The 17,863-nt window shown below is 72.3% G+C and carries 21 protein-coding genes and 2 pseudogenes; 13 read left to right on the top strand and 10 right to left on the bottom strand.

Annotation, left to right across the window (positions count from 1 at the left end; all coding sequences use genetic code 11):
* Positions 1-6: 6 nt before the first annotated feature.
* On the top strand, positions 7-1,263 hold the full coding sequence (locus tag HNR02_RS31765; protein WP_179777304.1) for a CaiB/BaiF CoA transferase family protein: 1,257 nt from the start codon (positions 7-9) through the stop codon (positions 1,261-1,263).
* A complete protein-coding gene (locus HNR02_RS31760) occupies positions 1,263-2,051 on the top strand; it encodes an enoyl-CoA hydratase/isomerase family protein (RefSeq protein ID WP_179777303.1) in 789 nt (262 codons plus the stop codon). The genes HNR02_RS31765 and HNR02_RS31760 overlap by 1 nt, the downstream gene beginning before the upstream one ends.
* On the opposite strand, the pseudogene HNR02_RS31755 reads toward HNR02_RS31760, so the two are convergent.
* Positions 2,052-3,118, bottom strand: a pseudogene (locus tag HNR02_RS31755) (sensor histidine kinase).
* A complete protein-coding gene (locus tag HNR02_RS31750) occupies positions 3,111-3,791 on the bottom strand; it encodes a response regulator transcription factor (RefSeq protein WP_179777302.1) in 681 nt (226 codons plus the stop codon). The pseudogene HNR02_RS31755 and the gene HNR02_RS31750 overlap by 8 nt, the downstream one beginning before the upstream one ends.
* Positions 3,792-3,881: 90 nt before the next feature.
* Between HNR02_RS31750 and HNR02_RS31745 the strand changes: the two genes are divergently transcribed.
* From HNR02_RS31745 to HNR02_RS31735, 3 genes are read left to right on the top strand one after another with little or no spacing between them, the layout of a single operon-like run.
* Complete coding sequence (locus HNR02_RS31745; protein ID WP_179777301.1) at positions 3,882-4,403, top strand: M15 family metallopeptidase; 522 nt, start codon at positions 3,882-3,884, stop codon at positions 4,401-4,403.
* Positions 4,400-5,512, top strand: a complete 1,113-nt coding sequence (gene alr, locus HNR02_RS31740; protein ID WP_179777300.1) for an alanine racemase — start codon at positions 4,400-4,402, stop codon at positions 5,510-5,512. The genes HNR02_RS31745 and alr overlap by 4 nt, the downstream gene beginning before the upstream one ends.
* Positions 5,509-6,510 (top strand): D-alanine--D-alanine ligase family protein, encoded by a 1,002-nt coding sequence (locus HNR02_RS31735; protein WP_179777299.1) that lies wholly within the window; start codon positions 5,509-5,511, stop codon positions 6,508-6,510. The genes alr and HNR02_RS31735 overlap by 4 nt, the downstream gene beginning before the upstream one ends.
* Before the next feature lie 31 nt (positions 6,511-6,541).
* Here the strand turns inward: HNR02_RS31735 and HNR02_RS31730 are convergent, their stop codons facing one another.
* Positions 6,542-7,180 (bottom strand): TetR/AcrR family transcriptional regulator, encoded by a 639-nt coding sequence (locus HNR02_RS31730; RefSeq protein WP_179777298.1) that lies wholly within the window; start codon positions 7,178-7,180, stop codon positions 6,542-6,544.
* A gap of 182 nt (positions 7,181-7,362) precedes the next feature.
* Between HNR02_RS31730 and HNR02_RS37015 the strand changes: the two are divergent.
* Positions 7,363-7,473: pseudogene (locus HNR02_RS37015) on the top strand (MptA/MptB family glycosyltransferase); the annotation flags it as partial.
* A gap of 11 nt (positions 7,474-7,484) precedes the next feature.
* The gene (locus HNR02_RS31725; RefSeq protein ID WP_179777297.1) at positions 7,485-7,823 is read left to right on the top strand and encodes an MptA/MptB family glycosyltransferase; all 339 of its coding nucleotides are present in this window, start codon (positions 7,485-7,487) and stop codon (positions 7,821-7,823) included.
* 40 nt (positions 7,824-7,863) lie between these two features.
* On the opposite strand, the gene HNR02_RS31720 is transcribed toward HNR02_RS31725, so the two are convergent.
* Together HNR02_RS31720 and HNR02_RS31715 are read right to left on the bottom strand one after the other, a co-directional pair.
* A complete protein-coding gene (locus tag HNR02_RS31720) occupies positions 7,864-8,610 on the bottom strand; it encodes a DUF1990 family protein (RefSeq protein ID WP_179777296.1) in 747 nt (248 codons plus the stop codon).
* The gene (locus HNR02_RS31715) at positions 8,607-8,819 is read right to left on the bottom strand and encodes a hypothetical protein (RefSeq protein ID WP_179777295.1); all 213 of its coding nucleotides are present in this window, start codon (positions 8,817-8,819) and stop codon (positions 8,607-8,609) included. The genes HNR02_RS31720 and HNR02_RS31715 overlap by 4 nt, the downstream gene beginning before the upstream one ends.
* Positions 8,820-8,905: 86 nt before the next feature.
* On the opposite strand from HNR02_RS31715, the gene HNR02_RS31710 reads away from it, so the two are divergent.
* Entirely contained in the window at positions 8,906-9,589 is a 684-nt protein-coding gene (locus tag HNR02_RS31710) for a DUF1990 domain-containing protein (protein ID WP_179777294.1), read from the top strand.
* Between the two features lie 4 nt (positions 9,590-9,593).
* Here HNR02_RS31710 and HNR02_RS31705 read toward each other — a convergent pair whose 3' ends face one another.
* Complete coding sequence (locus HNR02_RS31705; protein ID WP_179777293.1) at positions 9,594-10,028, bottom strand: hypothetical protein; 435 nt, start codon at positions 10,026-10,028, stop codon at positions 9,594-9,596.
* A 173-nt stretch (positions 10,029-10,201) separates the two neighbouring features.
* Complete coding sequence (locus HNR02_RS31700) at positions 10,202-10,924, bottom strand: oxidoreductase (protein WP_246339326.1); 723 nt, start codon at positions 10,922-10,924, stop codon at positions 10,202-10,204.
* Positions 10,925-10,996: 72 nt separating this feature from the next.
* Between HNR02_RS31700 and HNR02_RS31695 the strand changes: the two genes are divergently transcribed.
* The 5 genes from HNR02_RS31695 (at position 10,997) to HNR02_RS31675 (ending at position 15,375) form a co-directional block, all read left to right on the top strand.
* The gene (locus tag HNR02_RS31695; RefSeq protein WP_179777292.1) at positions 10,997-11,611 is read left to right on the top strand and encodes a TetR/AcrR family transcriptional regulator; all 615 of its coding nucleotides are present in this window, start codon (positions 10,997-10,999) and stop codon (positions 11,609-11,611) included.
* Positions 11,612-11,742: 131 nt separating this feature from the next.
* Positions 11,743-12,834, top strand: a complete 1,092-nt coding sequence (locus HNR02_RS31690; RefSeq protein WP_179777291.1) for a sensor histidine kinase — start codon at positions 11,743-11,745, stop codon at positions 12,832-12,834.
* Positions 12,827-13,927 (top strand): hypothetical protein, encoded by a 1,101-nt coding sequence (locus HNR02_RS31685; RefSeq protein WP_179777290.1) that lies wholly within the window; start codon positions 12,827-12,829, stop codon positions 13,925-13,927. Before HNR02_RS31690 ends, HNR02_RS31685 begins: the two co-directional genes overlap by 8 nt.
* Positions 13,909-14,559 (top strand): response regulator, encoded by a 651-nt coding sequence (locus tag HNR02_RS31680; RefSeq protein ID WP_179777289.1) that lies wholly within the window; start codon positions 13,909-13,911, stop codon positions 14,557-14,559. Before HNR02_RS31685 ends, HNR02_RS31680 begins: the two co-directional genes overlap by 19 nt.
* A 183-nt stretch (positions 14,560-14,742) precedes the next feature.
* Positions 14,743-15,375, top strand: coding sequence for a hypothetical protein (locus HNR02_RS31675; protein ID WP_179777288.1), 633 nt, complete (start codon positions 14,743-14,745; stop codon positions 15,373-15,375).
* 217 nt (positions 15,376-15,592) lie between these two features.
* Here the strand turns inward: HNR02_RS31675 and HNR02_RS31670 are convergent, their stop codons facing one another.
* The 3 genes from HNR02_RS31670 to HNR02_RS31660 all read right to left on the bottom strand — a co-directional run bounded on the left by HNR02_RS31670 (position 15,593) and on the right by HNR02_RS31660 (position 17,832).
* Positions 15,593-16,192, bottom strand: coding sequence for a TetR/AcrR family transcriptional regulator (locus tag HNR02_RS31670; RefSeq protein WP_179777287.1), 600 nt, complete (start codon positions 16,190-16,192; stop codon positions 15,593-15,595).
* Between the two features lie 66 nt (positions 16,193-16,258).
* The gene (locus HNR02_RS31665; RefSeq protein WP_179777286.1) at positions 16,259-16,705 is read right to left on the bottom strand and encodes a DUF6640 family protein; all 447 of its coding nucleotides are present in this window, start codon (positions 16,703-16,705) and stop codon (positions 16,259-16,261) included.
* A complete protein-coding gene (locus HNR02_RS31660; protein WP_179777285.1) occupies positions 16,702-17,832 on the bottom strand; it encodes an FAD-dependent monooxygenase in 1,131 nt (376 codons plus the stop codon). Before HNR02_RS31660 ends, HNR02_RS31665 begins: the two co-directional genes overlap by 4 nt.
* Between the last annotated feature and the right edge of the window lie 31 nt (positions 17,833-17,863).

The raw sequence follows: 17,863 nt of genomic DNA, 5'->3' as shown, positions 1-17,863 counted from the left end.
CGGAACATGACGTTCGACGAAGGCGCGATCGCGGGCATGATGCCCGGCGGACTGTCCGAGGGCGCGCTGCGCGGCGTCGTCGTCCTGGACATCACCCGGGTCGTGGCGGGCCCGTTCTGTTCGATGCTGCTGGCCGACCTCGGCGCGACCGTGATCAAGATCGAGAACCCGAAGGATCCGGACTACGCCAGGGACTTCCCGCCGAAGCTGGCCTCCGGCTCGGGCGAGGAGTTCAGCGGATTCTTCGCGCAGTTCAACCGGAACAAGTTCGGGCTGACCCTCGATCTGTCCCACGAGGACGGCAAGGAACTGCTGAAGAAGCTGGTGCGGCGCGCCGACGTGCTGGTGGAGAACTTCCGTCCCGGCACGATGGACAAGCTCGGCGTCGGCTACGACGTGCTGCGCGCGGAGAACCCGCGCCTGGTGTACACGGCGATCTCCGGGTACGGCCAGACCGGCCCGTACCGGCGCCGTCCCGCCTACGACAACAGCGCGCAGGCCACCGGCGGGCTGTGGTCGATGAACGGGTTCCCCGACCGCCCGCCCGCGCGGGTCGGCACCATCATCGGCGACCTGTCCGCGACGCTGTACGCGGTGATCGGCACCCTGGCCGCGCTGCGCGACGTGGACCGGACGGGACAGGGGCAGCTGGTCGACGTCTCCCAGCAGGACTCGGTGCTCAGCCTGACCGAGAACGCCGTCGTGTCCTACACCGTCGACGGCAAGGTCCCCGGCCCGCTGGGCAACGAGCACCCGTTCGTCAAGCCCTACGAGCTCTACCCGTGCAAGGACGGGTTCGTGTTCTTCGGCGGCTACACCGACAAGTTCTGGCGCCTGTCCTGTGGCCTGTTCGGCGAACCGGAGCTGGCCGACGATCCCGAGATCGACACCATGGCCAAGCGCTTCGACCCACAGACCTACGAACGGCGCGTGCGGCCGGTGCTGCACCGGTGGTTCCAGGACAGGACGAAGACCGAACTGGAGGAGATCGCCGGTGACGCGGTGCCGTTGAGCGCGGTCAAGGACATCGGCGAGGTCGTGGAGGACCCGCAGATCGCCGCGCGCGACATGGTCGTCGACGTCGAGTACCCGGAGTTCGGGGAGCTGCGCATGTTCGGCTCGCCGATCAAGCTCGGCGGCACGCCCACCCAGCCGCGCGGGCTCGCACCGAAGGTCGGCGAGCACGCGGACACCGTGTTGCGGGCGCTCGCCGATCTCGACGAGCAGCGCATCGCGGAGCTGCGCGGGAAGGGCGTCATCTGATGGCCGGTATCAGCCTGGACCGCGACGGCGCGGTGGCGGTCATCTCCTTCGACCGGCCGGAGAAGCTCAACTCGCTCACGCTGGCGATGTATGAGGAACTGGGCGAGGCGTTCGCCGAGGTGCGCGACGACGATTCGCTCGCCGTCGCGATCCTCACCGGCAGCGGCGACCGCGCGTTCTGCGTCGGAGCGGACCTGACCGAGTCGATCCCGGCGCTGGCCGAGGGCCGGTTCGACATCTCCGAATGGGACGCCGCGCACCAGAAGCACACGACGCTGTTCAAACCGGTGATCGCCGCGGTCAACGGCCTGTGCCTGGGCGGCGGGTTCGAGATCATGCTGTCCACCGATCTGCGGATCGCCGCCGACAGCGCGGAGTTCGGGCTCCCGGAGAGCGGTGTCGGCGTGGTCCCGGCGGGCGGCACGCTGACGCGGCTGACCCGGCAGATCCCGTACGTGTGGGCGATGGAACTGATGTTGCAGGGCGACCGGATCCCGGCCGCGCAGGCGCTGCGGTACGGCCTGCTCAACGAGGTCGTCCCGGCGGCCCAGCTGCTGGACACCGCGCTGGAGCGGGCCCACCGCCTGGTGACCCGCAGCGGCACGGCCCTGGCGACGATCAAGGAGGCCGTCCTCCGGCTCGGTGATCTCCCGCAGGACCAGGCATTCCACAGCGAAGCCCGGTACGGGCAGAAGGCATTCACCTCCCCGGACGCCCGCGAGGGCCTGAACGCGTTCGCGGAGCGCCGGCCCCCCGAGTTTCCGTCCCGTCGGGGCGTCAAGCCCTGATCAGTCGGCGGCAGGAAGCCGCACCGTGACGCGGAGGCCGCCGCCCCGGCGGGGGGCGAGCGTGAGGGTGCCGTCGTGGGCGCGGGTGATGCTGTCGACGATCGCCAGGCCGAGGCCGACACCCGTGCGGCCGGCGCGAGCGCGCCGGGTGCCGCGCTGGAACGGCTCGGCGAGCGTGGCGACCAGGTCCGGGGCGAGGTTCTCGCCGGTGTTCTCGACCGTGAGCACCACCGCGCCGGGCTCCGTGCGGGTCGTGACCCGCACGCTGCCCTGCTCGGGCAGGTTGTGGACGATCGCGTTGTGCACCAGGTTCGTGGTCAGCTGCAGCAGGAGCGCGGGGGAGCCCACGGTGGGCGACTCCCCACCCGTGGTCTCGATGGTGAGCCCGCGCTCTTCGGCGAGGGGGAGGAGCGTTTCGGTGGCTTCCTCCGCGAGCAACGACAGGTCGACCGGTTCCCGCGTGAAGGCCCGTGCGTCGGCGCGGCTGAGCAGCAGCAGCGCTTCGGTGAGGTCGATGGCTCGGGTGTTGACGGTGTGCAGCCGGTCGACGAGCTCGCCGGGGTCGCGTTCCAGATCGCCGCGCGCCACTTCCAGCAGGGTCTGCGTGATCGCCAGCGGGGTGCGCAGTTCGTGCGAGGCGTTGGCGGCGAACCGCTGCTGCTCGGCGACGTGGGCTTCGAGCCGGGCGAGCATGGCGTCGAAGGAGTCGGCGAGTTCGCGGAACTCGTCCTGGCGGCCGGGCAAGCGGATCCGGTGGGACAGTGACCCGTTCGCGGCTTTGCGCGCGGCCTCGGTGATGCGGGTAGCGGGGCGAGCATGCGGTCGGCGAGGACCCATCCGCCGAGCAGGCCGAACCCCAGCAGGAAGACCAGCGCGGTGCCCGCGATCGGCGCGTACTCGTGGAACAGCACGGACCGGTTGAGGAGGAACTTGGTCGGGAGCCCGCGGTCGGGGACGAACGGCAGCAGCCACACGGCCGCGAGCACCACGACACCGGCGAGCATGAGGAACCCGGCGTAACTGAGGGTGAGCTTGAAGCGAACGCTCGGCCCGGGCGCTCTATCCACGGTTCCCTCCGGCGCTTTCGGTGATGCGGTAGCCGACACCGGCCACGGTGGCGATGACCCACGGTTCGCCGAGGCGTTTGCGCAGAGCCGACACGGTGATGCGCACGGCGTTGGTGAAGGGGTCGGCGTTTTCGTCCCACGCCCGCGCCAGCAGCTCCTCCGCGCTGACCACACCGCCCTCGGCGGCGACCAGGACTTCGAGCACGGCGAACTGCTTGCGGGTGAGCGCGACGTAGCGGCCGTCGCGGTAGACCTCGCGGCGGAACGGGTCCAGGCGCAGGCCCGCGATCTCCCGCACCGGCGGCCGGTGGTGCGCGCGCCTGCGGTCCAGCGCCCGCAACCGGAGCACGAGTTCCCGCAGCTCGAAGGGTTTCGTGAGGTAGTCGTCCGCGCCCAGCCCGAACCCGGACACCTTGTCGTCGAGCCGGTCGGCGGCGGTGAGCATGAGGATCGGCATGCCGCTGCCGGAGGCGACGATGCGCTCGGCGACCTCGTCACCGGAGGGGCCGGGGATGTCGCGGTCGAGCACGGCGAGGTCGTAGTCGTTGATGCTCAACAGCTCCAGCGCGGTGTCCCCGTCACCGGCGAGGTCCGCGGCGATCGCCTCCAGGCGCAGGCCATCGCGGATGGCTTCGGCCAGGTAGGGCTCGTCCTCGACGATCAGCACACGCATATTCCGGGGATCCTACGGGCCGCCGCCTATCGCGGGCATATCGGAAAGCGGATACGGGACGGCAACACGTCACTGCCGACGCTGGGCGCCATGACCTTCCGCGAACGAGCACGAACCCTCGCCCGACGGTCCCGGTCGGCGCTCCTCGCCGTCGCGATCGGCCGGGCGGACGGCGCGGTCCCGGACGGGGTGACGGTCTTCGACGACGAGTTCCCCGCCGTGGCCAACCTCGATCCCGACCTGCTCGCCGCCCTGCGTCACGCCGCGACCGACGCCGCGCGCGAGGGGATCCGGTTCGTCGTCAACAGCGGCTGGCGGTCTCCGGAGTACCAGGAGCACCTGCGGCGCGAGGCCGTCGCGAAGTACGGCTCGGACGAGGAAGCCGCGCGGTGGGTGGCCACCGCGGAGACGTCCGCGCACGTGTCGGGGGACGCGGTCGACATCGGACCGTCGGCGGCCGCGACGTGGCTGCGCGAGCACGGCGCCCGGTACGGGCTGTGCCAGATCTACCGCAACGAACCCTGGCACTACGAGCTGCGGCCCGACGCCGTCTCGGCCGGTCCTCCGCCGCTCTACGCCGATCCCACGCATGATCCGAGGATGCGGCGGTGACCAGCACGGTCCGCACCGGCCTCGTGCCACCCACCCTGCGCACGCTCCCGGAGGCGATCGGGGCGAACCTGGCGATCGCCCGCGCGCGGACCTCCGCTCGGATCCTGGCCGTGGTCAAGGCGGACGGGTACGGGCACGGCGCCGTCCCGGTCGCGCGGGCCGCGGTCGCCGCCGGGGCGGACTGGCTCGGCACGACCGACCTCGCCGAGGCGCTGGCGCTGCGGGCGGCGGGGCTGACCGTGCCGATCCTGACCTGGCTGAACCCGTCCGGCGCCGACGCCGAGGCCGCCGCGGCAGGCGGGATCGACGTCGCCGTCGGATCGGTGGGCGAGCTGGCGGCACTGGTGTCGCGGTCCACGCCCGCCGGCGTGCGGATCCACCTGCACGTGGACACCGGCATGGCCCGGGAAGGCTGCCCGGCGGCCGAGTGGGACGCGTTGATCACGGCCGCCGCGGGGGCCCAGCGGCACGGGCAGGCGCAGGTCGTGGGTCTCATGGGGCACCTGCCGCTGGCCGACGAGGCCGATCCGGCGGCGAACGCGCCCGCGGTGGCACGCCTGCGGCAGGCCCGGACGGCGGTGCGGGCCGCGGGCCTGGGCGTGCCGCTCACGCATCTGGCGGCGACCTCGGGGACGCTGACCGACCCGTCCACCCACTTCGGCATGGTGCGGTTCGGGGCCGGCCTGGTCGGCATCGACCCGTCCGGCACCACGGAGTTGCACGGCGCGTCCCGCCTGACCGCACCGGTGGTGCACAGCGCGGCCGTCGAGGCGGGGACACCGGTCGGCTACGGCGGTACGTACGTCACGACGACCGCCACGTACCTGAGCGTGCTGCCACTCGGGTACGCCGACGGGATTCCGCGGGAGATCTCGCCGGAAGCCTGCGTGGCGATCCACGGACGCCGCCACCGGATCGTCGGCCGCGTCTCGATGGACCAGATCGTCGTCGACACCGGCGCCGCTCCCGTGCCGCCGGGCACGACCGCGACCGTGTTCGGGCCGCGGGACGGGATCACGCCGACCATCCAGGACTGGGCCCGCTGGGCCGGGACCATCCCGCACACCATCGTCACCGGAATCGGAGCACGAGTGAGGACGAGCGCATGACCCACGTCCTGGTCATCGGCGGCGGGCAGAACGCCGAGCACGAGGTTTCCCTGGCCACCGCCGCCGCCGTCACGGGCGCGCTGCGGTGCCGTGGGTTCGAAGCCACCAATCTCACCATCGGCCGCGACGGGCGATGGCGGCACGGGGAAGCACTCGGGCTCACCGCCGCCGCGTCGCTGGCCGCCGCGCTGCCGTTGCTGGAACGGGCGGACGTGGTCTTCCCGGCGGTGCACGGCCCGCTCGGGGAGGACGGCGCGCTCGCGGCGTTGTGCGCTCTCGCGGGGAAACCGGTGGCGGGCTCGGATCTGCGGGCGGGCGCGGTCGGCATGGACAAGTGGATGACCAAACTGGTCGCCGAAGCCGTCGGAATCCCTGTGGCGCCAGGACGTCTGGTGCGTGCGGGCGACGACATCGAGTTCGGCACGGCGGTCGTGGTCAAACCGGTGTCCGCCGGTTCCAGCTACGGCGTTTCGCTCGCCCGGGACGCCGGCCAGCTGGCGGAGGCGGTGCGCCTGGCCGCCCGCTACGACGACCGGGTCCTCGTCGAGCACGTCGTCGAGGGCCGCGAAATCGACGTCGCGGTCCTCCGGGACGCCGACCGCGGCTGCTGGGCCGCGCCGCCACTGGAGATCCACCCCGGCGGGGATTTCTTCGACACGGCCACGAAGTACGACGGTACCGCCGACTTCACGGTGCCCGCCGACCTCACCGGACCGGACCTCGCCGTGCTCACCCGGGCGGCACTGACGATGTTCGAGGCACTCGGCTGCGCCGGGGTCGCCCGCGTGGACTTCTTCCTCACCTCCGACGGTCCCGTGCTCAACGAGGTCAACACGATGCCGGGCATGACCGCGGAGTCCCAGGTGCCGCGCATGTTCGCGGCGGCGGGCGTCCCGTACGAGGAACTGGTCGCGCGGATGGTGCACGCCGCGACGGTGCCCGCGGCCCTGCCGGTCCTCGGCGCACGGCAGGGGAGTGCCCGCCGTCTCGCGCGGTGAGACACGTCCCGCTGTCCTGGCACCGGGTGGATCACCGCTCGGTCAGCTCGTCCAGTTCGTCGGCCACGAGCAGTGCCGGGTCGAATTTCATGCCGGTGAAGTGCCCGGCGAGTTCGAGTGACACCACGCCGTGCAGCCGGGTCCAGAAGGACAGGGCGCGGTGCAGTGTCGCGGAGGGCGCCGGGTTGTCACCGGCCCAGTCGCGGTGGGTGTCGAGGTGGACGTCGAACGGTGTTGCCGTTTTGTCGACCGGTAGCGCGGCGCAGGCCTCCAGCAGCACGGTCATGATCTCGTTCGAGATCGCGGTGGTGTCGTCGGGCGCGTGGTAGCCCGGGACCGGGGTGCCGTAGATGAGGAAGTAGCGCTGCGGGTCGGCGCGGGCCCAGTCGCGGATGGCGCGGGCCAGCCCGGCCAGATCGGCACCGGCGGCCGCCTGGACGGTGTCGGCGAGGCTGCGGTAGGCGTCCCGGATGAGCGCGGTGATCAGGTCGTCCCGGCTCGCGAAGTACCGGTACAGCGCCGGACCGCTCATGCCCACCCGTTTGGCGATCGCGTTCAGCGACAGCGCGGGCACTCCCGCCGCGGCGATCTGCTCCCACGCGTGCTGCTTGATCTCTTCCCGCACCTGAGCGCGGTAGCGCTCGCGCGGGCTCTCGCCCGGGTTCGTCACGCTCCCAGTCTAGTTAGAACTTCTCACTTCCGCTATTGACACTCCTTCCCGTGTCGTTATAGCTCCTCGCTACCGCGTGAAGTGCCAATGGAGTCCATGTCGAACTCGACAACCCCGCGCCGCCGAATCCGGTCGCGGGCGGCCCCGATGGCGATCCCGCTGGCCGCGGGGCTTCGAGTCACCGCCGGGCCGTGCGCGCGATCGCGGTGTGGACCGCGCCGTTGCCGGCCGCCCCGCCGCTGTTCGGCACCGAGTTCTACGCCTACCTCGCCCAGGGCGCGGTCGCGCACTGATCGTCCGGACCGTGGTCGGTCTCAGCGGCGACGATCTGATCCTGGGCACGGTGCTGACCAGGCTGGTGATGGCCACCGGGCTCGGGTGGCCGTGCGTGTGGCTGCCGCGCCCGTGCCGCCACCTCGGGACCCGGCCGGAGCACGCACTGTGGCTCGGCGTGGCCAACCCGCTCGTCCTGCTCTGCCTCGTGGCCGGTGAACACAACGACCTGCTGATGATCGGACTGCTGGTCACCGGCGGATCGGCGGGCCTGCCGTGGTACTTCACCTGGTCCCTGGTGCTCGGCGCGGCCTTCGCCAGGCCCGGCACCCGGGTCGCGTTCGTTGCGGCGCCGTGGTTTCGGCACTGACCGGCCTGCTGACCGCTCGTCCACAATGGAACCCGGCGGATCACCGCCCTGCGCGCCTGCCAGGGCCGACGCGGTGGATCGCCAGGGTGTCCAGGCGCGAGACCACCGTGTCGGAGGGGGCGCTCACCAGATGCCCGACCCGCGTGGGCGGGCCGGAGGGCACCGTCTCCCCGCGCAGCGCGGCCTCGGTGAACGCCCGCAGCCGACGGCCGCAACGGCGGTAGAACCGCAGCTGCGTGCGACGGCCGAAGAGCCGCCAGCCGAGGAAGGTGACGCGGTCCAGCGACGGCGCGCCCTGCGAGTAGCTGTCGGCCACGAACTCGACCTGGCCGGTACCGGGGTGTTTGATCACCTGGTAGGTGACCTTGCCCCGCTCCAGGTGGCCTTCGAGGGTTTCGTAGGCCCAGCCCCAGACCCGGTCACCGTTGTCGCGGGTCTCGTCGACGACCTCGGTGACCCGGACTCCGCAGTAGAAGTGCATGCCGTGCCAGCGGGCTTCGAGCAGCATGTCCCGTCCGAGCAGCGGCGCGGCGGGGTCGTAGAGCGCGCGGACGATCTCCGGCGGGGAAAACTCGTAGTCGCGCACGAGACGGCACGCCTGGTCCCACGCGCCGCCCGGCTCCGGTGGCCCGGGCCGTTCGCCGGGCAGCCGGTGGCGGTGCGTGTCGATGTTCCACTGCGGTCGGCGCACTTCGGACACGGAGTAGTTGACCTCGGCCGCGGCCAGGTCGCGCCACGCCCGCCCGGCGTCGAGCCTGCCGAAGACCCACGCTCCGGCCCGGGTCACTCGTGGTCCTCCAGCGAGTCGCCGATCAGCCACAACATGGGCGGCCACAGGCCCACGAACAGGGCGCGGCGTTCGGCGTTGCCCCGCTGGTCCTGGTCGATCGTCTTGGCCCGCACCCACAGGCCGAGGCAGAGGCCGACCGTGGCCAGCGAGGCGAGGTGCAGGTGCGCGCCGCGCACGTGGGCCCGGTGCAGCAGCCGAACCACCATGGGCGTCTCCGTGTCAGCCGTGGATGGACGGGTATCTGGTGTCCGGTACCCGGAAATCCCGGTTCCACCCATGCGGGAGCGCATCGATGCCATCACCTCGCCGGGCCTTCGGCCTGCTCGCCCGCCGGTTCGCGGGCACCGCGCTCGTGACGTGGCGCTACCTGTGGTCGACCACGCCGCTGCACCGCACCGAACGCCCTGGCGGCGACGAGGACCGGCCGCCACCGCTGCCCCCGGACGTGCTCGACGACCGGGTGCAGCTCGACGGCTTCGGACCGCTGTTCCACCGCGTCTTCCGGGTGCGGGTGGCCGGGGCGGACCTGGACGCGGCGCGGCTGGTCGACCTCGTCGTGGCCGACTTCGGGCACTTCGTCCCCGACGAGGTGGTGGACGTCCGCAGCGGCCGGTCCGGCCGCGAACTGGTGGTCGGGATGCCCGGGCCGTGGAACGGTCCCGTGCGGATCGCTCACCGGGACCGCACCACCGTGCGGCTGGTGACCCTGCGGGGGCACCTGGAGTCGGGGCAGGTGCAGTTCCGGGCCCACGAGGACGGCCGGCTGCTGGTGTTCGAGATCGAGCTGTGGGCCAGGGCCGCGAACCGCCTGGTGCACCTGCTGTACTCGCGCCTGCGGTTCGCGAAGGAGGTGCAGCTCAACATGTGGGTCCGCTTCTGCCTCACCGCGGCCGCGACGACGGGTGGCCGACTGATCGACGGTGTGCACATCGAGACCCGGCGGGTGGCGAAGGAACGCTCAGGCCCCCGAGGGTGAGCGCTCAGTTGTCGTTGTACCACTGCGCGGTCCGCTGGTACGCATATGCGGTGCCCGACTTGTGCAGGTAGAGCCGGAAGTTGAGGTAGGCGTTCTCCGGCAGGTCGTGCCCGGCCTCGCTGGCGTCGGCGAGGGCGCAGTTTCCGCTTCCGCCCGCGCTGAGCGTGTAGGAGCCGCCGTTCCAGTACACCCAAAGGCCCGCCGCCCAGCCGTCCGCCTCGATGTCGCAGACGTAGGCGTGGTCACCGTGCTCGGTGAACCAGGCGACGCCGCCGGGATCACCGTCCGTGGTCTTGACCTCATGGTCGATGGCGGCGGCTTCCGGGGCGTTCGGCAGCGCGGTCGCGGTGAGGACACCGGCGCTGACGAGGCCGGCGAGTTCGCGTGCACGTTTCCTCGCACCTTCGTCTTTCGGGCGGGGCCGCCGGGGTGGCGGCATCCGGGAATGCTCGCACCCCGGCCTCCCGCGGAGCGCGCATCCCGCTGGTGGCGGGGCCCACCGTCGGCCCGGCGCGTGACCTCTCGTCAAGCGCCGGGTGCGGGTGCGGTGCGGATCCGGTACGGGCCCTCAGCCGGGAAGTTGCGCGCCGTCGGGAAAGTCGGTGGACCGGGTCAGCTCGGCCCACTCCCGGAACTGCTCGTCCACGGCGGCGCGCCCGGACGTGACGAGCCGCGGTGCGTCGGAGCCGAGGACGAGGTGCGCGGGCGGTTGGGCGCGTCGACGATCTTCAGGATCGCTTCCGCGGCCTCCGCCGGATCGCCGAGCTGGTGTCCGTGCGCGGCGAGGCGGCGTTCGCGGACGGGGTTCATCACCTCGTCGTAGTCCGGAATGGACCGCTGGGTGCGGACCATCGAGCGGCCTGCCCAGTCGGTGCGGAACGACCCGGGCGCGACCGCGGTGACGTGCACGCCGAAACGCGAGACCTCCTTGCCGACCGTTTCGAGGATGCCTTCGAGCGCGTACTTGCTGCCCTGGTAGAAGGACGTGCCGGGCACGGTGATCAGGCCCGCCATCGAGGTGACGCCGAGGATGTGGCCGCGGCGCCGTCGCATGTACGGCAGTACGGCCTTGACGGTGGCCACCGCGCCGAACACGTTGACCTCGAACTGGGCCCGGAGTTCGGCCATCGTCGACTCTTCGAAGACGCCTTCGTGCCCGTAGCCGGCGTTGGCGATCGCGACGTCGACCGGCCCGACGGTGGCCTCGATCTCGTCGACGGTGCGGAACACGGCGTCGTCGTCGGTGACGTCGAGGATCCGGGCGACCGACCGCCCCGGGTGCAGCGCCTCGAAGGCGTCGGCGTCGGCCTGACGGCGGACGGTGTCGATGATCAAGAGCCGAGTCTACACTGTGTCGAGAAAATTCGACACAGTGTAGACGATTCTCGACGTGTGCTATAAGAAGGAGTGGGTGAGGAGAAGGAGGTCCGGCGGCGGCGCAAGGTGGCTCCGACGAAGGGTGACCTGCGTGAGCGCGCGATCCTCGACGCGGCCGAGCGGCAGCTGGACGCCGGGGGCCCGGAGGGCATGACCGTGGAGACGATCGCGAAGGCGGCCGGCATCACGAGGGGCGCGTTCTACTTCTACTTCGGCTCGAAGAACGACGTCCTCGCCGCGCTCGTGCAACGGACCGTGTCCATTCTGCGCGGTGCGGTCGACGCCGCGGACGCGGCGGCGGCTCCCGGGGAGGCGTTGCGGCGGGGGCTCGAGCAGACCGCCCGGATGTGGCGCGAGCACGGCACCGTCATGCGGGCCGCGGTCGAGCTGTCCCCGGTGGTCCCCGCCGTCGACGAAGCGTGGCGCTCCGCCGTGATCGCACTGGCCGCCACCACCCGTGGCATCGCCGAACGTGCCGGGACACCGTCCGGTTCCGGGCCGCGTGACGCCGCCGCTGTCGTCGCGGCGCTGGTGTGGATGACCGAACGCGTCTTCTACCAGGCACACCTCGCGGGCGGCTCGCTGGACGAGGCGACCGCGACACTGACCCACATCTGGCTGACGACACTCGGGATCCAGCCATGACCCGCCGCGGCCGCCCGCCTCGGCGCACCCCGAGCGGGCCGGTGCCGCGGATCTTCCGGTGGGGAGTCAGGCGCGAGATCACCTCGCTCTAGGATCATTGCCGCGGGTCCGGGCACCACCGAGGAGGGGGGTTGGGCGGCGAGAGAGGCCAGGTCGAGGCGGAGTTCACGCGGGCGCTCGGCCAGTTCGGCGGTCTCGTGCGGGGGATCGCCCTCGCGGTCCTGAGCGTGTTCGGTGTGCTGGCCACGCCCGCATCCGCGCTACCGCTGGCCTTCGCCCTGCTGGGACTCGCGCTGGCCGGTGGCGCGGCGGACTGCTACCACGCGGTGACGGGCAGGGCCGGCGTGCTCGCCTGCGTCCTGACGTGCGGCCGGGCGGTCGCCATCTGCGCGGCGCAACCGTGGACCGTGCCCGGATTGTGGGCGCCGAACGTGCTGACGATCACCGGGATCACCGTGCAATGGCAGTGGCCGCTGCGCGTCACGGTGCCCGTCGTGACCGGGCTGCTGGCGCTGGAAGCCGCCGTGATCGGCGTCGGCGAGGCGGCGCCCGTCCTGGTCCGCGTGGTGATCGAGTCGACGCTGGCGCGGCTGGCGTTCGCGCTGCTGCTGCGCGTCACCCGCTGGATCGAGCGGATCCGTGACCGGCAGACCGCGCTGGAACGGGCCGGGACACTGGCGCTGGAGCGGCGGCGGCAGGACCGGGAGTACCTGGCGCTGCTGCACGACACCGCGTCGGCGACGTTCCTCATGGTCGCGCTGCACCGGGTGGAACCGGCCGCCGTGGCCGGGTACGCGCGGCGTGATCTCGCGGTGCTGACGGGGGAACGCGGGGCGCACGACAGCCTCGTCGACCTCGAAGCGTCCCTGCGCGGCATCGCGGCGCAGAGCCCGCTGGACACGTCGATCGAGTGGACACCGGTGCCGCTGCTGCCCGCGTCGGCCGCTCTCGCCCTCACGCGCGCGGTGCGGGAAGCGCTGCGCAACGTCGAACGTCACGCCGGGGTGGCACGGGCGCGGATCACCGTCGGGTCGCACCGGCACGGGGCCGTGATCACCGTGGCCGACGAGGGCGCGGGATTCGACCCCGCGGCGGTTCCCGGTCAGCGGCGCGGCATCCGCGGTTCGCTGGTCGAACGCATGGCGGCGGCCGGCGGCAGCGCGACCGTGACCTCCCGTCCCGGCGCCGGGACGACCGTGCGGCTGGCGTGGCCGGATGTCTGAACAGGCCCTGCTCGGGCGGGTGCTGGCCGCCATCCGGATCGTGCTGCTCGGCGTCACGGCCGTCCTGCAGGCGAGCATGTCGGCGGCCTACCTGTTCGGCAACCGGTCCTTCTACGAACCGCGCTGGCTCGCCGAGACCGCGTTCGCCGCGCTGGCGCTGGTGCTGGTGGTCGCCGCGGGCTGGATCCTGCGGGGCCGCCGGGTTCCCCCCGGGGTGGCGCTGCCCGCGGCGGGCGTGGTGCTGATCGCCTCCGCGACGGCGACCGCCACCACCCCCGGCGAGTGGTACCTGCACGCGCGGCACTGGGCATTCGGCCTCACCGGCTGGCACCTGCTCGTGCTGCTGCTCGAACGGACCCGCCCGGTGCTGGCGGCGTTCGCGGGGCACGCCGCGATCGGCACCACGCAGTTCCTGCTGGTGGTGCCGCTCAACCGGGTCTCGCTCGGGGAGACCGCCATCGCGATCGTCAGCGTGCTCGGTTTCCAGATCGCGGTCGGGCTGATCGTCCAGATGGTCATGCGCAGGCTGCGTGCGATGGCCGCGACCGTAACCGAACGGGACCGCGCCGCCACCCGCGCCGCGCTCGCCGAACAGTGGGAACTCGACCAGCGGTTCCGCGCCGCGGAACAGTTCGGTTCCGTGCTGCCGCTGCTCGCGGGGCTCGCGGACGGCGCACTCGACCCGCGCGCGGACGACGTGCGGCACCAGTGCGCGCTCGCCGCGGCCCGGCTGCGTCTGCTCTTCGCCGAGAACGACGACGTGCCGGATCCGCTCGTGCACGAGGTCGCCGCGGCCGTCGACATCGCCGAGCGGCGCGGGGTGGCGGTGTCGTTCGCCGTCAGCGGGGACGTCGTGCCGGTGCCCACGGCGGTGCGCCGCATGCTGGCCGAACCGGTGCTCACCGCGCTGTCCGCGGCGCGCACGCGGGCGAGGGTGAGCCTGTTGCGCACCGCGGAGGAGGTCCGGCTCGCCGTGATCGCGGATTCCGCCGTCACGACGGGGAGCCCGTCCCGTTCCCCTGACGTCGAAGTCACGAGCGACACCCTCGGCGACCGGACGCGGATGGAGGCGAGATGGCAGGTGACGAGCTGACCGCGGTGGTCGTCGACGATCACCCGGCGGTGCGGGCGGGTGTCGCGCACTGGCTGGCCTCCGGCGACCCGCCCATCCGGACCATCGCCGAGGGCGACGACGTGCGGGTCGCGTGGCTCGACGGCGCGGACGCCGACGTGGTGATTCTCGACCTGCACCTCGGCGGAGCCACGCCGGCGCTCGGGGACCTGCGCCGGCTGGCCGGAGGCGGGCGGCGGGTGGTCGTGTACTCGATGCGCGCCGACGACGACATCGCGCTGCAGTGCCTGGAACTCGGCGCGCTGTCCTACCTCACCAAGGCCGAGGGCGCGCAGTACCTCGTCGAAGCGGCCCGCGCGGCGGCGGGCGGACGGCCGTACACGCCACCGTCACTGGCCGGCGCGCTCGCCGCCGACCGGTCGACGAACCGGCCCGCCCTGTCCGCCAGGGAGACCGAGGTGCTCGTCGAGTGGTTCCAGTCGGAGTCCAAGGACTTCGTCGCCCACCGGCTCGGGATCTCGCAGAACACGGTCAACTCGCATCTGGAACGCATCCGCGTGAAGTACGCGCAGATCGGCCGGGAGGCGCCGACGAAGGCCGCGCTGGTGGCGCGCGCGATCCAGGACGGTCTGATCAGCGTCGACGACTTGTGACCGTGTGGTGTGAACGGCCCACACCACACGGCGGCCTGGAGCGTTAACGTCCCGGCGAGGGCACGCCGGACGGGGGGAACCGGTTCCTCGTGCGCAGGGGTGCACGAGGAACCGGAGCGCCGCGGGTGATGACCGGCCCCGTGCGGTCCGCGGCCCGAGTGTTCTTTCACGGCAAGGAGATCCATGAACCACGTCCGTTCCGTCCTGCTCGCCGCGCTGGTGGCCCCGGTGCTGCTGACCGCCTGCGGCAGTGACGACGAGCCCACGACCGGCGCGGCCGCGCCGGTCACCACGACCGCGCCGAGCAGCGCGGAGTCGTCGGAGTCATCGGAACCGTCCGCCCCCGCGAGTCCCGCCGCCGCGGGTGACGCGACCGCGCCGGGTACCGAGCTCAAGGTCGGCGACCGCGCCGTTCTGCCGTTCGAGTACAGCTCGTCGAAGTCGGGCACCATCGCGATCACCGTCACCGCCATCGAGCGCGGGGACAGCGCGGACCTGGCGGCCTTCGGCGAGCGGGCCCAGGGCCTCACCCCGTTCTACGTGCGCGCGACCGTCGAGAACGTCGGCGGCACCGACCTGTCCTACAGCTCGGTCCGTCTGCGCGGCCTCGGCCCGGACGGCCGCTCGACGGGCGTGATCATCAGCGGCGACACCGACAAGTGCGAGAACGAGAGCGCCGCACGGGACTTCACGACCGCGGGCGCGAAGTACGACACGTGCATTCTGACCGCCGCCTCGGGAAGCAGCACTGTCACGGCGGCGGAGTTCAGCGACGGCGACGCCTACTCCGACTCGCCGGTGGTCTGGAAGAGCTGACCCCGCCGGGCCGCGGCCCGGTCCGGGTTCCTCCGCCGGGCCGCCTCGCGTGCCGTCACCGCGCGCGGTGACGAACGGCCACCGCCCGGGGACATGTCCCTTCCCGGGCGGTGCCCGCCACCTCGACGGTGCTCAGGCCGGCCAGGCGGCGGTTCGTCAGCGGCGCCAAGGAAAACGGACGGCGCCACCCGTCATCGTCATCCGGAGAGCTTCGGCTTCACCGGCGTCGGCGGGCCTTCACGGCGTCCTGGTCCACCACGGCGGCGTCGCGGTACTTGAGGATTCCTTCGACGCCGAGCAGGAAGGTCTCGCAGATCGGTGCCGGATCGGCGAGGCAGCCCGCCGCCATCGCACCGTCCCGCAGCATGACGAAGTGCCTGGCGTGTGGTTCGGGAGTGGTCTCGCCGGTGTCGGCCATCAGATCGATGACCGTGTCCAGGAACCATTCCCGGTGGGTCACGACGGCTCGGTGCACCGGGTGATCGGGCGCGGGGTATTCGGCGGCCGCGTTGAGGAAGGCGCATCCGCGGAACCCGTCGGAGCCGATGCTGTCGGTGATCGACTCGGCGACGGCCCGGACCGTGTCCGCCGGGGAGTGCCCGGCCGCGCGGATCGATTCCACCTGGCTCCGGATCAGCTCGTCGGCCCCGGTCAGGTAGGCCACGACCAGATCGTCCTTGCTGGGGAAGTGCCGGTAGAGCGTCGCCCGCGTCACGCTCGCTTCGGCGACGATCCGGTCGATGCCGACGGAGTGCAGCCCCTCCGCGTAGAAGAGCCGGCTGGCTGTGCCGAGCAGCCTCGCTCGTGCTTCGGACACCTGGTCACCTGCTTCCTGCTCACCTCCAGCATACAGGTAGAACGTTCGGTATTGATCGAGCGTGGCTCAGGGCCGGGGGCTGGGCTCCCTGGGCGTGCGCAGTGCCGCGGCTGCCGCGCCGAGCAGGATGAGGATCACGACGATGGCCAGGACGACCTGCCCGTGCAGGCCGAGGACGAACAGGGTCCGGCCGGCGAACTCCGGGTCGTAGGTGGCCGTGCCGGGGAACAGGAGCGCGCCGAGCATGCCGAGCCAGGGGATGGCGAGGACGACGGTGGCGTTCAGCAGCCTGCCGCGCGTGTCCCGGCCCCGCCGCAGAGCGAGGACGAGGCCGAGCAGGCCGAGCAACACCGTCATGACCAGGTACTGGGCGTCGTGGAACTTGGCGTGGGGCGGCCAGCCGGGGTTGAAGGCGTGCTGTGCCGCCAGGTCGGGGATGACCAGGTCGGCGAGCACCGCGCCGGCCGTGGTGATCAGTCCGGCGAGGACGATCAGGATTCGGGGCAGGGTCATCGGGTGAACCTTTCCGGACGGGGTCCGATCGTCCAGGCGTAGACGGGCGTGATCGACCGTCCGAAGAGCGAGCTGGGCAGGAGGGGGAGCGCCGCGTCCCGGAGGGCGGCCGACGCCGGCGACGTCCAGTGCGCGGGAGCGCCGACCTGGCGGGACCGGCGGGCGATCATCTGGGTGCGTGGCCTGCGGGCGCGGTCGTATTCCGCGAGCCCCTGACGCACGCCGAGTGTGCCGACCGCGGTGGCGAGCGTGACGGCGTCTTCGAGTGCCTGGCAGGCGCCCTGACCGAGGTTGGGGGTCATGGCGTGTGCGGCGTCGCCGAGCAGGGCGACCGTGCCGGAGACGTAGGTGTCCAGCTCCGGCAGCTCGTAGGTGTCGTGTTGCAGCACGTCGTCCGCTCCGGCGGAGTCCAGCAGCGCGGGGATGGGGTCGTGCCAGCGCGCGAAACGTTCGCGGAGCCGGTCCAGGCCGGCGCGGGAGCCGGCCGGGGCGTTGGCCATCAGGTAGCAGTAGACGCGGCCATCGGGCATCGGCACATGCCCGAACCGTTCGCCCCGGCCCCAGGTTTCCACGTTCCCGTGAACCGGGTGGGGCGGTGCGATGAGGCGCCAGGTGGTGTAGCCGACGTAGCGCGGCTCGCGGACATCGGGCCACAGGGACCGTCGGGTCACGCTGTGCACGCCGTCCGCGCCCACGACGAGGTCCGCGGTGGAAGTGCCGCCGCTGTGCCGGACCGTGCCGTCGGGTCGCACCTCGTGCACGTCCGTGCCGGGCCGCAACGCCGCTGCGGGCAGCGCCTCGCGCAGCAGGTCGATCAGGGTGGCGCGGTGCACGGTCGTCCAGGGACCGAACCGGCGTTTCAGACCGGCGATGTCGTTGCGGATCAGCCATTTCCCGTCGGCGCGGCGGATGCCCGCGGGCGGATCGGCGGGCCCGCCGGTGCGCAGCGCGTCGCCCAGGCCGAGCGTGTCCAGTGCACGCAGCCCGTTGGGGTGGACCGCCAGTCCCGCGCCGATTTCGGTGAACCCGGGCGCCCGTTCCAGGACCTCGATCTGCCAGCCGCGCTGGTGGAAGGCCACGGCCGCGGCCAGTCCACCGATGCCGCCGCCCACGATGACCGCCTTCATCGCCGGTCCTCCCGCTCCCGCCGCAGGTGCG

This window comes from Amycolatopsis endophytica, from assembly GCF_013410405.1.
GTDB classification, from domain to species: Bacteria; Actinomycetota; Actinomycetes; order Mycobacteriales; family Pseudonocardiaceae; genus Amycolatopsis_E; species Amycolatopsis_E endophytica.
The sequence above is the reverse complement of the archived record's forward strand: the minus strand, read 5'-3'. Positions and strand labels throughout refer to the sequence as shown.